This window comes from Haladaptatus ordinarius (assembly GCF_054177595.1).
The window spans coordinates 1-14,071 of the sequence record NZ_JBPEHH010000032.1 but is presented as its reverse complement, the minus strand read 5'-3'; the positions used below and the strand labels follow the sequence as shown (position 1 = coordinate 14,071).

Annotated in this window: 14 protein-coding genes and 1 pseudogene; 5 read left to right on the top strand and 10 right to left on the bottom strand. The window is 60.9% G+C overall.

Annotated features, from left to right (window positions below; genetic code table 11):
* Nucleotides 1-13: 13 nt before the first annotated feature.
* The 4 genes from ACR3FF_RS13265 to ACR3FF_RS13250 are packed head-to-tail and all read left to right on the top strand — an operon-like array spanning nucleotide 14 to nucleotide 3,141.
* Nucleotides 14-976: a DR2241 family protein gene (locus ACR3FF_RS13265; protein WP_458188588.1), complete on the top strand. Its 963-nt coding sequence runs from the start codon at nucleotides 14-16 to the stop codon at nucleotides 974-976.
* 4 nt (nucleotides 977-980) lie between these two features.
* On the top strand, nucleotides 981-1,808 hold the full coding sequence (gene cobA / locus ACR3FF_RS13260; protein WP_458188550.1) for a uroporphyrinogen-III C-methyltransferase: 828 nt from the start codon (nucleotides 981-983) through the stop codon (nucleotides 1,806-1,808).
* Nucleotides 1,808-2,848: an anthranilate phosphoribosyltransferase gene (locus ACR3FF_RS13255; RefSeq protein WP_458188549.1), complete on the top strand. Its 1,041-nt coding sequence runs from the start codon at nucleotides 1,808-1,810 to the stop codon at nucleotides 2,846-2,848. The genes cobA and ACR3FF_RS13255 overlap by 1 nt, the downstream gene beginning before the upstream one ends.
* On the top strand, nucleotides 2,845-3,141 hold the full coding sequence (locus tag ACR3FF_RS13250; protein WP_458188548.1) for a ferredoxin: 297 nt from the start codon (nucleotides 2,845-2,847) through the stop codon (nucleotides 3,139-3,141). Before ACR3FF_RS13255 ends, ACR3FF_RS13250 begins: the two co-directional genes overlap by 4 nt.
* Here the strand turns inward: ACR3FF_RS13250 and ACR3FF_RS13245 are convergent.
* From ACR3FF_RS13245 to ACR3FF_RS13220, 6 genes are all read right to left on the bottom strand, one after another.
* Nucleotides 3,128-3,781, bottom strand: coding sequence for a precorrin-2 dehydrogenase/sirohydrochlorin ferrochelatase family protein (locus ACR3FF_RS13245; RefSeq protein WP_458188547.1), 654 nt, complete (start codon nucleotides 3,779-3,781; stop codon nucleotides 3,128-3,130). The two genes, ACR3FF_RS13250 and ACR3FF_RS13245, sit on opposite strands and share 14 nt — an antisense overlap.
* Before the next feature lie 57 nt (nucleotides 3,782-3,838).
* Nucleotides 3,839-4,681: a beta-keto acid cleavage family enzyme gene (locus ACR3FF_RS13240; RefSeq protein ID WP_458188546.1), complete on the bottom strand. Its 843-nt coding sequence runs from the start codon at nucleotides 4,679-4,681 to the stop codon at nucleotides 3,839-3,841.
* Nucleotides 4,678-4,869: a hypothetical protein gene (locus tag ACR3FF_RS13235; protein WP_458188545.1), complete on the bottom strand. Its 192-nt coding sequence runs from the start codon at nucleotides 4,867-4,869 to the stop codon at nucleotides 4,678-4,680. Before ACR3FF_RS13235 ends, ACR3FF_RS13240 begins: the two co-directional genes overlap by 4 nt.
* A gap of 125 nt (nucleotides 4,870-4,994) precedes the next feature.
* Complete coding sequence (locus ACR3FF_RS13230) at nucleotides 4,995-9,323, bottom strand: Eco57I restriction-modification methylase domain-containing protein (protein ID WP_458188544.1); 4,329 nt, start codon at nucleotides 9,321-9,323, stop codon at nucleotides 4,995-4,997.
* 3 nt (nucleotides 9,324-9,326) lie between these two features.
* Nucleotides 9,327-9,494: a hypothetical protein gene (locus tag ACR3FF_RS13225; protein WP_458188543.1), complete on the bottom strand. Its 168-nt coding sequence runs from the start codon at nucleotides 9,492-9,494 to the stop codon at nucleotides 9,327-9,329.
* Between the two features lie 51 nt (nucleotides 9,495-9,545).
* Complete coding sequence (locus ACR3FF_RS13220; RefSeq protein WP_458188542.1) at nucleotides 9,546-9,749, bottom strand: hypothetical protein; 204 nt, start codon at nucleotides 9,747-9,749, stop codon at nucleotides 9,546-9,548.
* 161 nt (nucleotides 9,750-9,910) lie between these two features.
* Here ACR3FF_RS13220 and ACR3FF_RS13215 point away from each other — a divergent pair, with 161 nt between their 5' ends.
* Nucleotides 9,911-10,930, top strand: coding sequence for a tyrosine-type recombinase/integrase (locus tag ACR3FF_RS13215; RefSeq protein ID WP_458188540.1), 1,020 nt, complete (start codon nucleotides 9,911-9,913; stop codon nucleotides 10,928-10,930).
* 487 nt (nucleotides 10,931-11,417) lie between these two features.
* Here the strand turns inward: ACR3FF_RS13215 and ACR3FF_RS13210 are convergent, their stop codons facing one another.
* The 4 genes and pseudogenes from ACR3FF_RS13210 to ACR3FF_RS13195 form a co-directional block, all read right to left on the bottom strand.
* Complete coding sequence (locus ACR3FF_RS13210; RefSeq protein WP_458188539.1) at nucleotides 11,418-11,729, bottom strand: hypothetical protein; 312 nt, start codon at nucleotides 11,727-11,729, stop codon at nucleotides 11,418-11,420.
* Nucleotides 11,726-12,382, bottom strand: a complete 657-nt coding sequence (locus tag ACR3FF_RS13205) for a hypothetical protein (protein WP_458188538.1) — start codon at nucleotides 12,380-12,382, stop codon at nucleotides 11,726-11,728. The genes ACR3FF_RS13210 and ACR3FF_RS13205 overlap by 4 nt, the downstream gene beginning before the upstream one ends.
* A gap of 754 nt (nucleotides 12,383-13,136) precedes the next feature.
* Nucleotides 13,137-13,613, bottom strand: a complete 477-nt coding sequence (locus ACR3FF_RS13200) for an HNH endonuclease (protein ID WP_458188537.1) — start codon at nucleotides 13,611-13,613, stop codon at nucleotides 13,137-13,139.
* Between the two features lie 17 nt (nucleotides 13,614-13,630).
* Nucleotides 13,631-14,071 (bottom strand): annotated as a pseudogene (locus ACR3FF_RS13195) (hypothetical protein); the annotation flags it as partial.

Sequence of the window (14,071 nt, the reverse complement as noted above, 5' to 3'; positions counted from 1 at the left end):
CCGATCTTCGAGAGTGGACGCGCTCGTCAAGACAGCGACCGAGGGCGTCGATTTCGACGGGCTTCGAGTCGAGCACGACGAGAACGAGGGATTCTCGTTCGAAACGCCGCAGACGACCCGCGAGGACCTGACCGAGTCGGCGTTTCGCGCAGTCGCCCGCGAACACCCTCGGTACGTCTCGAACTGGCACTACTGGAATCGCGTCGTCGCCGGTCACGGTACCCACCGACGTGCGTTCTTGCGCTGGTTGGAACGCGCGAACCGCCCCGTCCCGGAACGCTACGACGCGCTCGCCGAAACCGGAACCGCCGCCGGAACCGAATCCCGTCCTGGGATCTCTCGGACGTGGGGACAACTGACAATCGGCGTCTCACTCTCCGCAGACGGCGACGAATCCGACCGACGATACGAGGTGCGCCACGTCGACGACCGCGACGTGAATCGCGCGACACTCACGACCTACGACCACCCGACCGCGATACGCGACCTGTCGCGGTTCACCGACGATGGGACGTACCGACCGCTGAAAACCAGTCCGACGCTTCCGAGGGGATGGTCGTTCACCACGTCGGAGGGCGACGACCTGTACCGGGTAGTCGAACACGTCTACCCCGCGACGGTCGCCAACTGGTACCGAGAGCGCGAGGGGGCCCTCGACGTGACCCACTTCAACGAGGCGTCAGACCGGCAGACCGGCATCTACGCCGACGTCGGAGAACTCGGCCGAGACGTGCTGGGCCACGCCGTCGAGCGTCGTTGTGTCGATTCACAGTGTCTCAAACGCCGCGCGTGGGACGCGAGCGAGGACGACGAAATCGACGTGCCACGAGGTGACGGCGAGTTCCCGTGCCGTGAGCCGTGTTCGCTGTTCGTCGCGGGTGCCCGCGAGCGTCTGGAAGTAGAACGAGCGGACGTATCGAGGCGTGGAGACGCCGACGACGCCGACCGTCCCGTGCGGTTCGCAGGTGAGCGGTGAATCGATGTATACTGGAACAGTCTATCTGGTCGGTGCAGGGCCAGGCGACCCGGCCTTGCTGACGGTAAAGGCACGCAAACTACTGGACGAGGCGGACGTCGTCCTGTGCGACAGGCTTGCCGACGACAGAATCGTCGACTCCTGTTCAGAGACGGTCGAGATACTCTCCGTCGGGAAGCGACCCGGCCCGAACGGCGAGCGCACCACACAGGAGGAAATCAACCGAGCGATGGTTCACAAAGCCCGAGAGGGAAAGGACGTCGTTCGACTGAAAGGCGGCGACCCGACGGTCTTCGGTCGCGGCGGCGAGGAAGCAGAGCACCTCGCCGCCGCGGGAATCGACTTCGAAATCGTTCCCGGTATCACGAGCGCAATCGCCGCGCCGGGCGTCGCCGGCATACCAGTCACCCACCGCGAACACGCGTCCAGCGTGACCGTCGTCACGGGTCACGAAGACCCCACGAAACCCAAGAGCGCCCTCGACTGGGACGCGCTGGCGGCGACCGTGAGAGCGGGTGGAACGCTCGTCGTGCTGATGGGCGTCGGTCGACTTCCCGACAACGTGGCCGCCTTGCGCGCTGGCGGCGTTCCAGAGGAGACGCCGGTCGCCATGGTCGAGCGCGCGACCCGTGAGGCAGAGTTCACCGTCACGGGAACGCTCGAAACCATCGTGGAGCGCCGCGACGAGGTGGGCATCGAACCACCAGCCGTGACCATCGTCGGTGACGTGGTCTCCGTCCGCGACCGTGTCGCCGAATTTTTACACGGTGTACCCTCGGTCGATTTCCCTCTCGGGAGCAAGCGAGCAGTCTCCGAGCGAGGTGTCGAGTGATGGGCCTTCGAGAACTGATGTCGCAGGTCGGTTCCGGCCCGAAGTCGGCAGCAGACATGAGCTACGACCAGGCGTACGAGGCGTTCGCTCGAGTCCTCGCGGGCGAGGCCGACCCGACGACGCTCGGTGGGTTCTGGGTGGCGAACCGCTGGAAGCGCAACACGCCTGAGGAGCTGGCTGGCTTCCTCGACGCGATGCGCGACGGGTCGGTCGAGGCGGTCCGTCCCGACGCCGACCCGGTCGACTGCGGTGCGAACTACGACGGCAAGCGCGAGACGGCGCTTCTCGGCGTGGCTGCGGGGGTGGTCGCAGCCGCCTCGGGAACACCGGTCGTCGTCCACAGTGGCGACCGCGTGCCGGTTACGGAGGGGTGTGCGTATCGTCACGTCCTGGCTGAACTCGACGTGGCGACCGACCTCGACCCCGAAGCGAGCGCGGCGATGGTCGACTCGGTCGGTTTCGGCTTCTACGACCAGTCGCGGTTCAACCCGAACGTCGCCGCCCTCTCGGACCAGCGGGCTGCGGTCGGCGTTCGGACGTTCGTGAACACGGTCGAAACGCTGGCGAACCCCGCCGACGCGGGGGTTCATCTCGGGAGTTTCTACCACCTCTCGTTCGCGAAGCGAATCGTCGATACGTTGCGAGCGAGTCGAACGTCGAACGCCGAGCGAACGATTCTGTTCCAGGGATTGGAGGGTTACGACGACGTCAGACCGGGGTACACCAAGGTCGCCGAGTGGAACGAGTCCGGCGGGTTGACTAATTACGAAATCGAGACGAAATCCTACGGGATGGCCGTCGAGCGCGAGGACCTCGAAGTCGGTGACGTGTCCGCCGACTCCGCCCGCATAACCGAGTCGGTGTTGTCCGGCGAGCGCGAGGACGGCCTCGCCGACGCAGTGGCGCTCAACGCCGCGTTCCGAATCTACGCGGGTGGTGACGCCGCATCCGTAGACGAGGGACTGGCTGTCGCCCGAAAGACGATCGACGACGGCGACGCCACCGACACGCTCGACGCGTTGCGGAGGTTCGCGCCGTGACGAACGCTCCACCCGTCGAGGAGAAACCGTACAAGATAATCTTCGAAGGTGCGCGGTGTTTCGGCGCTGGGAAGTGTGCCGAGGTTGCCGACAACTGGGCGATGGACCTGTCGACTGGACTCGGAACGCCGACGACGTACTTCCTCTCCGACGACGACCTCCCCGAGAACGTCCACGCTGCGGCGGTCTGCCCCGCGAAGAAAGACGCGGGCGTCATTCACCTCGTCGACCGCCGGACGGGCGAGGAACTCGCGCCGAACCCCGACGGTGACGGGACGCTCAGTCTCGGGTGAGCGAGAAACCGACGGCGGCTTCCACTGTGGCGCTCGCTTCCCGTCGACCATCCCGTCCGGTCGCAACCGCGTTCCAGACGGCGTCCGACTCGACGACACCTCGAATCGCTCTGTGACGGTCTTCGGCCGAAATTTCCTCGTCTCGCAGCTCTTCCCGGATATCGGCAGTTAGTTCGGCCATCGCGTCCGCGCCATCAAGCAAGGGTTCGATTCGCTGGCGCAGATGTTTGCTCAGGGCCGGACTTCGGCCGCCGGTTGCGACCGCAGCGACGACGTCGCCGTCTCGTACCGTCGCGGGAACGACGACGCTTCCGAACTCGCGTTCACCGTGTCGGTCGGCGCGGTTGACCAGGACACCGCGTTCGCGGGCCTCGGTCTCGATTGCGTCGTTGAGGGCAGTATCGTCGGTCGCAACGACGACGAGCACGGGCGCGGCGCGGTCGAACCAGGTCGAAACGTCGTCCACGTGGAGGTATGCCTCGACCAGTTCCACGTCGACGTTTCGGTCGGCGAACTCCCGGCCGACGACGGCGACGACGGCCGCCTCCTGTGCGAAGTAGCGAGCCTTCCGGAGGCCCACTCTCCCCCCGCCGAAGACGAGTACCGTTTCGTCCGTGAAATCGTAGAACAGGGGCAACATTCGGTCGAGAGGTCGGGGGCGAGCGGCATGAAGGACGTGGTCTGGGACACTCGCAGGTCACAGTCCGAGTATCTCCCGTGCCTGTGTGGGTGTGGCGACCTCTCGCCCGAGTTCCTCGGCGATTCGCATGACGCGTGCGACGAGTTGCGCGCTGCTCTCTGCGAGTTCGCCCCGGTGGTAGTAGACGTTGTCTTCCAGACCGACGCGAACGTGCCCGCCGAACAGGATGCCCATCGTCGCGAACGGGAGTTGGTGTCTGCCGAATCCGAGCGTGTTGAACAGGACACCGTCGGGAAGCCCGTCGATAGCGTTGAGGAAATTCCGGGGATGCGGTCGCGTGAGCGTTCCCGGCCCGAAGATGAGCGTCGCGTACACCGGGTCGGCGAGGTCGCGACGGTCGAGGAGTCCGTACACCTCGTTGCGGTGACCGTCGTTGAACACCTCCAGTTCCGGTTTGATGCCGCGGTCTGCCATCTCGTCGTAGAGGTCGTCGACCATCGCTCGCGTGTTCTCGCTCGTGAGGTGGTCGTATCGGTTCAGTGGCCCCATGTCCAGTGACGCCATCTCCGGCGGCGGGTCGGTTCGCAGTGGGAGATGGCGGTCTTCGACCGGTGCGGCAGTCCCGCCCGTCGAGTGCTGGACGATGACGTCGTCGGCGTGCGCTCTGACTGCGTCGTCTATCGCCTGGAACCGCTCGGTTGCAAACGAACGCTCACCGTTGGGCTCGCGAGCGTGCAAGTGGACGATAGCAGCGCCAGCGTCCTCCGCTGCGGCTGCGGCTCGCCCGATTTCCTCGGGCGTCTCCGGCAGGTTGGGGTTGGCCTCTTTGCCGTGAACACCACCGGTCAGTGCCGCCGTGACGACGACCGGCTCGCCTGCCAGATACGCTCCGTAGCTCATTCGTCGTCCCCCGAGACGTGCTGGCGGAATATCTCGCAGTGGTGCTCGTGGCTCAGTTCGTACCGGTCGTTGCAGACGTCGGCGCGCATCGGCTGGACGAACTCGTCGACGACGGTACAGTACGCCCGTGGCTCGGCGAACGTTACCCCGTCATTTTCGTCGCTGTATTCGAGGTACGGACACACCATGTCTCGATACAATGGTAACGACTGGCATAACGATTAGTTACCATCCTCGACAGGTGGTTTCCCCGGATCGTCCGGCTCACTCTCGCTCTGATTGTCCGACGGTGACGTCGTCACCGTCCCTCGAATCACTCTCCTTCGAACAGTTCGTTCACCGTCTCGATTTCCGACTCGGTGAGTCCGTAGAGTCTGAAAACAATTTCGTCGATGACCTCGTCGGTCTTACGTCGCTGTGTGGCCAGTTCGTTCGCCGTCTCGGCAGTTTCGACGTATCGAGTCAGGCCCGATTCGACGTCTGCGAGTGCCGGAAGCGTGAGTTCGTTCAATCTATCGACGAGGGATTTGTTCTTCGTTGCCGTAGAGCGGAAGTTGGCGAACCTTTCGTTTCCTTCGTTCACAGCGTACTCGACGAACGTCTTCACGAGTGCTTCGAGCGGTTCGTCCAGCCCAGTGAACCGGAACGCCGGCTTGAGGCCAGTCTCGGTGTATCCCCAGCTGTCGGTCTCGAACTCGCCTTCGTCTTCGGGTTTGTACCGTGCGCTCGCTTCGACGACGAGCGTCCCTCCTCGGTCCGTTACGTCGACGCGTCCGACTCGAAGTTTCTCCCGAGTGGTCGCCGTCTCACCGAGGACCGACTCGCCGACACCCGGCGCTGGCTGGTATCCGTCCATCTCGCCGAGGGCGACACCGTCGTCGTAGCTGCCGAGATACTCCGGCAGGTGCAGGTCGAGCGCCGACCGTCGTTCTCGAAATTCTCGCATCCGTTCTGCGAGGGTTCCTAACAGGTCGTGGACGACGGCACCTTTGGCAGCGAGGTCGTCTCCGTGCGCTTGCAGCCAGGGGATGCTATCGATCTCTCCTCGTCTGTAGCGTTCGTACTGGTGTTCGACGCGGTTCACGACGTCTGGTTCCGGTTCGTCGGTGGAGACGTCGTAGACGGGAAACCGTTCCAGCACACTACCGTAGTACTCGTAATAGCCGTCTCGCTTGAGCTTCGCAGTGTTCTTGTGGTAGAACTCGCCGAGTTTCGAATCGAGGATGGCGAGGACGTACGCCATCGAAGTCGGTGCGCTCTCCCGTGCGAACACCGCTCTGATGTCCCCGCCATCGTTGAACCGTTGGTCGGTGTCGATGGCGAACTTATTGCTCGTGGACATGAACGGAGTCAGAATCCGTGGTTCGGAACGACTGAACAGTTCCTCGTTTCGGGGGTTGCTGATCTGCCACCAGTTTGCGCCGCGTTGTTCGATGTCGTATCGATTGGCGAGTTCGTCGCGGTACTGCTCTAAGTACGCTTTCGCGTTCGGATACTCGTCGATGTCGTCGACTTCCGTCCAGAGGACGTATTCGCCGAGGTCTTCGATGAGATACCGACGAACGTTCTTCGTCTTGGCGAGCGGTCGCAGTAACGACGGTTCGATATCGTACTCGTCGACCGTCTCTTCGTCGACGACGAGTCCCTCGTTGAATCCGGTTTGCATCGACTGGACGACGTCGTAGTGCGTTCCGAGTTCCCAGCCGATGGCCTCCATTTTCCGTTTGATCCGTGACGTCGTCTCGTCTATCAGGTTCCAGGGGCGTTCGGACAGCGTCCCGACGTCGAGGTCGACGGTCGAGAACGTATCCGGGTCCTCGCCGGGGAGGGCGTCTCTGACCCGGTCCGTCCCCACGTTGTCGTCGCTCAGTTTCACGACGGTTACGTCGTACTCTTCGGGTTCTTCGTCCCGAGTACAGAAGACGATATCAGCGAGGACGTCGATCCCGGGGAACGCCTGGAAATTGCCGAAATCCACGACTTTGTCCATCCTACCGTTTTCGAGCAGGTATTCCCGAAGTCCGTCGGCGTAGCGAGCCTGTGTGAAATACCGAGCGACGATGAGTCCGACCCTCCCACCGTCACGTGACAGTTCGAGGCCGAGTTGCATGAAGTAATAGAGGATGTCGCTGTTTCCCGCGTAGGTTTCGGAGAACGCGTCAGAAAGGTACCCCCGTTGGTTTGCTGGTATCTGCGATACGTTGACGTACGGGGGGTTTCCGATGACCGCATCGAAACCACCGTCCGACCGTTCGTCGCCCGACTCGTCGTAGAACACTTCGGGGTACTCCAGTTTCCAGTGGAAGAAGTATTCGTCCGCCGCTAGGCGTTGGGCAGCCTCGAACCACTGGCTGCTCGCAAGTGACTCCCACTCCGAATCGTCTTCCAGCGCGAGGGCCAACCGTTCGTAGACATCGGTCGGGACGCAATCCAGTCCGAACGATGCCGCAGTGTACACGTTCGCCATCGCGTCCAGTCGCCGTCGTAATTCGTCGCGCTCGAACTCGTCGTACCTCGCTTCTATCTGTTCGACGTCGGCGAGTTCCTGATTCTCGGTGGCGATGAAGTCCTGGTAGGTGCACATCGATTGCTCGATGGTTCCCTTCCGGGCGTTACCGAAGTCGGCTACCGTCGCGTTCGTGCCCTCACCACCGCCCGCCGTGTCCAGTTCCTCGATTTCCGCAACGTCGCATCCGACCAGTGAGTTGCCCGTCTTCAGGTGGTGGTCGAGGAACGCCAGCGGTCGTTCGTCGGCGAGCGTCCGGAGCCAAAGCGACACCTTCGCCAGTTCGACCGCGAGTGGGTTCACGTCGACACCGTAGAGACAGCGCTGGGCGACCTGCCGTCTGGCCCAGTTGACGTCGTGGTCCGAATCGACCGTCTCGATACCCTGCTGTTTCGCCTGCCGCTCCTGTGCATCGATTATCTGTCGGGCGAGATAGTCGACCGCGTTGGTCAGGAAGTGACCACTTCCCATCGCGGAGTCGAGCACCTTCAGGTCGAACACCCGCCGGGCGAACTCGTCTGCGAATCCGCGGTTCGCACCGAACGAGCTCTGGCCGACCAGTTCTTCCCGGATATCCTCTACGAGGGGGGCGAGCGAGTTCTCGACGATGTACTCGACGACGTACTCTGGGGTGTAGTACGAACCGGTCGTCTTTCGCTCGCCGGAGTCCGTGGTCAGATACACCTCGTCTCCTTCGACGACGGTCTCGTCGTCTTCGTTTGCGACCACGTATTCCCCATCTTCGAGCGCCAGCGGTTCGTCGGCCACGTCGAGGCGGTACTCGAGAAGGCCCTCGTAGATGCTCCCCAGGTGGCGAACGTCCAGCGAGGAGTAATCGACGAAGACCGTTCCACCGCCGTTCGTGTCCTCGCTGCGCGTCAGGAGTTCGATGACCCTCGCGACGGCCGCGTCCCCTGCTTCGTACTCGGCGAGAAAGCGTGTCTCACGGCTGTCGTCGTCGTCCGGGTCGGTCCGAAACAGGCCGCCATCGTACGCCGGAACGGAGAGGTCTTCTTCGGGAATGCCGCTGGACTCGCTCCCCCGGTCGACGAGCGCGAACAGTTCGGCGAGCCGTGACCACAGGTCGTTTTGCGATCCGTGGTACTTCGAGTCGTCGCTGTCGAGTTCCTGGGCTACCTCCCGTTTGAGCGAGTCCAGACTGTAGGTGTTCTCGTATATCTCGTTGGAAGTGTCGAGCAGGTTTCGTCCTTCGCTCTCGGCGTACAGCACGAAGATGAGCCGATACAGGTAGACGAGCGAACTGTCGTGGACGAGACTGAGTCGAGCGTCCTCGAAGTCGGCGGTGGAATCCGTGACGAGGTCTTTCTCGACTAGCGTGTCACGACTCAGGTCGTTGTCGGCGTAGTCCAGAAATCCTTGCGAGAGGACCTCGATAGCCTCGTAGATGTTGTCTTGCAGGTTCTGGCCCAACTCCTGTGCGAAGACGTTGCTCTCGCGGTAAACGTCGTCGAGAAAACAATCACCGCCGGAATCCGGGACGAACGCCTCGTGCCGGAAGAAGAGATAGAAGTACTTGAAATCCGCCAAACCACCGTCCTCCAGCATCGTCGGCAGGTCGATTTCGTAGTAGGAGTCGAGCCGATGACTCGTCTGCCCGTAGTAGAGCCGCCACTGCTTTCCGTTCGTCAGGACCGCCCACTGTGCGGGCGTCTCCTGCAGGTAGACGTGAATCCGATAGCTAGGATTTTCGAAATCGCGGTTCCGTTCGCCGCGAGTGTCGAGCGGGCGGCCCCATCGCTTCGCGTCCGCGACTGCTACGGCATCGTCGTAGAAATCGCCCCCATCACGTCGTTCGCACGCGTCTCGCGCAGCAGTCGTGGATTCGAAGAACCCGTAGTCGGGTAGTCGGTCGTTCCGCCCTCCCTTCTCTCTGGCTTCGAAGGGAATGCCCAGCGTTCGAAACAGCGGCCGGATGAACTTCGCTTCGAGCCGAGACTCGTTTCGTTTCGCCGCGGTGTCCTTCTCTCGGGACCACAGTTCACGTATCCGGTCGTACGCCTCCCGAAGCGACGTGTTGTCGACGTCGTCCCAGGCCTCCGTCTCTGGAAGGCGCTCTTCGACGTAGTAGTTCGAGAACAGGTCTCGGTTCGTACGGTATGTGGATGTGGTCTGCATGGACTAGGTCGGTGTAACGGTGATTGATTGCATGGCATCCTCGCTGTCGATAGGCCCGTGTCCATCCCCGCTCACCCCGGCGAAGTCGCGCTCGCTACCGTCTCCGCTGGTGTCGGTGAAAGACGTTCTTTCCGCACTGAAGACGGGGAACCCGTTCGGACCCTTCTGCATTCGTCCGATTCGTTCTCGGGCTATCGGTCGTTACGTGCGAAATATCAACATTCACCTATAGTCTTTTCTCAGACTCGCCGAGGAAGCTTTCGAAAACCATCTGAAAACGTTACCCCAGACGAGGGACGACCCCGTAACGTATGCTAGTGACCCGATGCCGTCTGCGAGATGCAGACCGCCGTAGAACGTGATGGGTGCTGCAGGATTTGAACCAAAGGAAGAGAACTTGAAAACAAGTTTCAGAACCTCTTCCACGACTCGCGCTCACCTCCGTTCGCGCTCACCCGCGACAACTGCGTGGGCCAAGCGGCCACCGACACCACGTGGAACTAAGGGCCGGCCGAAACAGCAGCTGAAGGTAACCCGTCGCCACGGGACTGGCTGTCAGCATCGTCCACCCGGTTTGCGAGGCAACAATGCAGACAACAAACCTCGAACCGATAACGCCAGAAGACGCACTGGACCTGTACCTGGACGAAAAACAAACCGAACTCTCGACGGCCACCCTCTACAGTCACTCATCGCGGCTCGGCCACTTCCTGCGCTGGTGTGACGAGCAGGACATCGACAACCTGAACACGCTCACTGGGCGTGACCTGCACCGCTACAAACTCTGGCGACGCAACGAAGGCGACCTGCGCCCGGCCACCGTCAAAACCCAGATGGACACGCTCCGCGTGTTCATCCGCTGGTGTGGACTCGTGGACGCCGTCACGCCCGACCTCTCGACGAAAGTCCAATCACCGAGTCTCGCCCCCGGCGACAACGCTCGCGACGTACTGCTCGACACCGAGCAGGCCAACGCGGTGCTTGCCTACTTGGAAAAGTACGAGTACGCGTCCCTGCCGCACGTGACGCTCACGCTGTTGTGGCATACGATGATGCGGCGGGGGGCGGCACGAGCGCTCGACGTGGCCGATTATGACCCTAACGAACAACTGCTTGCGGTCACGCACCGGCCGGAGACGGGGACGCCAATAAAGAACGGCCAGGAAGGGGAGCGACTGGTCGCACTCAACGGCTGGGTGTGCCAACTGCTGGACGACTGGGTCGCCGACCGACGCCCCGACGTAGCCGATGACCACGGACGCGAGCCACTGTTGGCGACGGCACATGGCCGGATACATTTCACAACCATTCAGGGCTACGTGTACGATTACACCCGCCCCTGTGTCTACACTGACGAGTGTCCGCACGACCGGACGCCGGACACCTGTGAAGCAGCGCGGCGAGCGACGGCATACGAGTGTCCGAGCAGTGTTTCACCACACGCGGTTCGGCGAGGCGCGATTACGCACTGGTTACAGCGGGACGTGCCCCCACGGGTAGTGAGCGACCGAGCGAACGTCACACAGACGGTTATCGACGAACATTACGACCGGCGCACGGAGCGTGAGAAGATGGAGCAGCGACGCGGGTTCCTTGACGATATATAACAGGAATTGGTAATTCGATTTCTTTATTTAGAACGGTGTCTGAAACTGAGTCGCTTGATTCGGGAAGTGGTGTACTTTCGCAATAGATTTGTCAGGACGAGGGTGTCTTGTTTGAATATAACTACTGTGAAACGTCTCTACAACCAGTGTGATGAGTGGCTGAGGAACCTCTCTCGTGGACAGTATACAGTCTTCTTAGGGGTGTCGGGGAGTGTCGGCGTTCTCGTTGCTGGTCTACTGGTGAATCAAGAACTCTTCATCGTTCAGGCACTCACGATGGTTCTCGTCATGTTTGGCCTGGAGTGCGCGTTTGGGCTACACCAGAAGACCGAAGAGTGACTGAGATGACTACTTACCGCGTGTTTCACAGGAACCTCTGAATACGGATATACGACTTGTCGGCGTCTGGGTCGTTGGTATCAGTCGCTGTTCGTTCAGTTAGGTCGTCGGTATTCAAGGGCCAAAGAGTTGCGGAATCAGAATTTACTCAGCCCGTGCGTCGGTCGATTATCAGCCGCCGAACCGGGGCATACGCCCGAAAACGCGGCCCGCCCTTGCGTGACGGCGTTGTCTTGTACAACCAGACATACGTTTCATCGTCTTCGGGTCGTTTTTCAAAGCCGAATTTTCGGTCGGCACGTCCCCACACTTCGACATGTGGGTGCGCATCGGAACCGTTGACTTGCACGTCTGAATAGACGGTTTTCACCGTCCTGTTGCGTGGGTCGTCGGTTTCACCATACCACACGACGATGAAGTCGCCTTTCTGTAAGGCGTCAACCATGTTGTTGACGTTCATGCGCTATCACCGCGATAGCGGATTTGCACGTCTAAGTCACCGCCGTCGATGGCGAGACAGACGAGCGCGCCGTCGAAGTCAATCTCCGCCCGCTCACCGGGTGAGACAAGCACCGTCTGAATGTCGCTGGGCTGTCCGTCATACCACACCTGTTGTGTGGCCTGCACGGTTACTTGCACCTGCGTCGTCGCGCGCGTGCCGTCACACACCACTGTGCTGGCGGGACGCCGACGGTGACCGCAGTCGGTGTTCGTGTCCGACGATGGCGGCGTGCCGCGTTCGAACGACCCGGACACGTCCTGACCGTTCCAGTAGACACGCGCCGTGCCGTCCTGTTTGCCCGTGCCCGACAGGTTCGCGTACGTCACCTCGCCGGAGATGGCGTACACGTCCGCACCCCCGTTCGTTGCCCCATGCACGAGACAGCCGTTCACGTCGTCTTCGCCGTCAACCGTCACGGCCCCCGCTGGAACCGTGCCGTACGGGTCGGACGACAATTTCCGCACCCCGCCCGTGACCTGAAACTGATAGAACGTTTCCGAGCCATACGGGGCGGTGATTGTCAGTACCGATTCGCCGGATTGGACGCCGCGTCCGCGTCCGACGAATCCCTGTACACCAGCGAGCGCCGCAAGGCTTCCGAGAGCTTTCATGATTGTTCGTCGGTTCAATTTAATCACCCCCGAAGGGGAATTGTCCCGCCAAAACCGCTGGCGGGGTACGTCGAAAAATGTTCGATTAGGGTCGCCACTACGCTTCGGGCTTGCGGAATTCGACAACCGACGCGTTCCAGTCGTTCCCAGACGAATCCAATCGCCCACGGACACGCCGTCGAAAATATCGTATTGAGCGCGCGTCATCTCAGGGTTGTACTCCCAGTCGGAATACTCCATTAGCGACCACCCTCCTCGCCGTCTTCGTCCTCCCAGTCGATGCGCGCGTCAATGTAGGTCATCGTGTGCTGATAGACCGACGCGGAACGAAACCATCCCGACACGAATGGTCGATTCCCGTTCCATCGACGCGGAAAAGCAACGCTTATTGGTGATGGTTTTGCGGTTGAGTGTCCCATTATTTTCCCCTGCTGCGTGCGTGTTCCGCGATGTCACCACTGAGAACGCACGGATGAAAGAGCACGAAGATGACAATAACAAACCAGGATTGTTCAGTCGGGCGAGTACCGGTTTTGGCCAATACGAGGGGATAGGCTGGCCCTACCGCCATGAACACGAGCCGAGGCGACCCGTCTTACCGGGTTTCTTGACGAGCGCTACGACCGACGCACAGAGTGTGAGAAGACGGAGCAGCGACCGCAGTTTCGTGAGGAGGTATATCCTCGGGGAGGCGTTCCTCACCAGAGATGGATGTGGAGAAACGAACCCATCAGTCGGGACTCAGCGGCCGCAACTAACCAGAGGATTCGAACCCATTGAGTTCCCGATGTGCTTCGAGGAACAGCGAATGAGGCACAGCTTCTTCGCTGATAGGTAGCGTTATTGAATCACCGTCCAACTGCTTGAATTCGTGGTATCCTTCACGGTCGGGAGCATCCTTCACTAAAATCTCGTACTCGTCACCGACCGCGAGCCGTTCAGTATCGAAGGCCCAGTGATGCAATTTACAGAGTGCGAGGCCGTTCCGAATGTCATCTGCACCGCCCCCACGCTTCGGATAGATGTGTGCCGCTTCGACTTCCGCGGTTCCAGATGGTGTTTCACGACTGCTTCCACAAATCGCGCACGTCTGAGAATAGGCTTCCTTGACGAGCTCAGCAAAGGCATGGTCGCGTGCGCGACGACGGCTTTCGGTGAACTCCGTTGTCTCCTCGGTTAAACGGGGTTCCGAGTCGAGTATCGCTTCCAGTTCTGTTCGTGCACGCTGCACTTCGTCAGCTGCTCTCGTTATACGGTACGTTCCCCTATCATCGAGGAACTCGACTTCTCCACTGTGCGCAGCTCTCGAAGGAGTTGTCGTATCTTGGCCCTTACGTGGTTGTTTTCCGGGAATTGAACCGAGAGGCGTCGTTCAGAGAAGTCATAGATGCTGTGGAGAGTGACGATGGTTTCGTCATTTTCATCTCGATACCGGTCGAGTTCCATCCGCATCGCATCCAGCCAATTCGTGTCGTCACCCGATTCTGCTTCGGAATCAGAGTTCCCTGGCGGTGTGGGCATACTAACATCGAACTGTTCTAACATCATCAACTTGGCTGTATTGTGATTATCGGTACTTCCCGAGCGTCGCTTCGTGAGCTGTGCTGAGTCACGGATGACCAGAGTGAACGCTGGTGTAGTAGCTGAGTGAAGGAGAACTAGAGTCCACAGATGGAGAGAACCGAACCG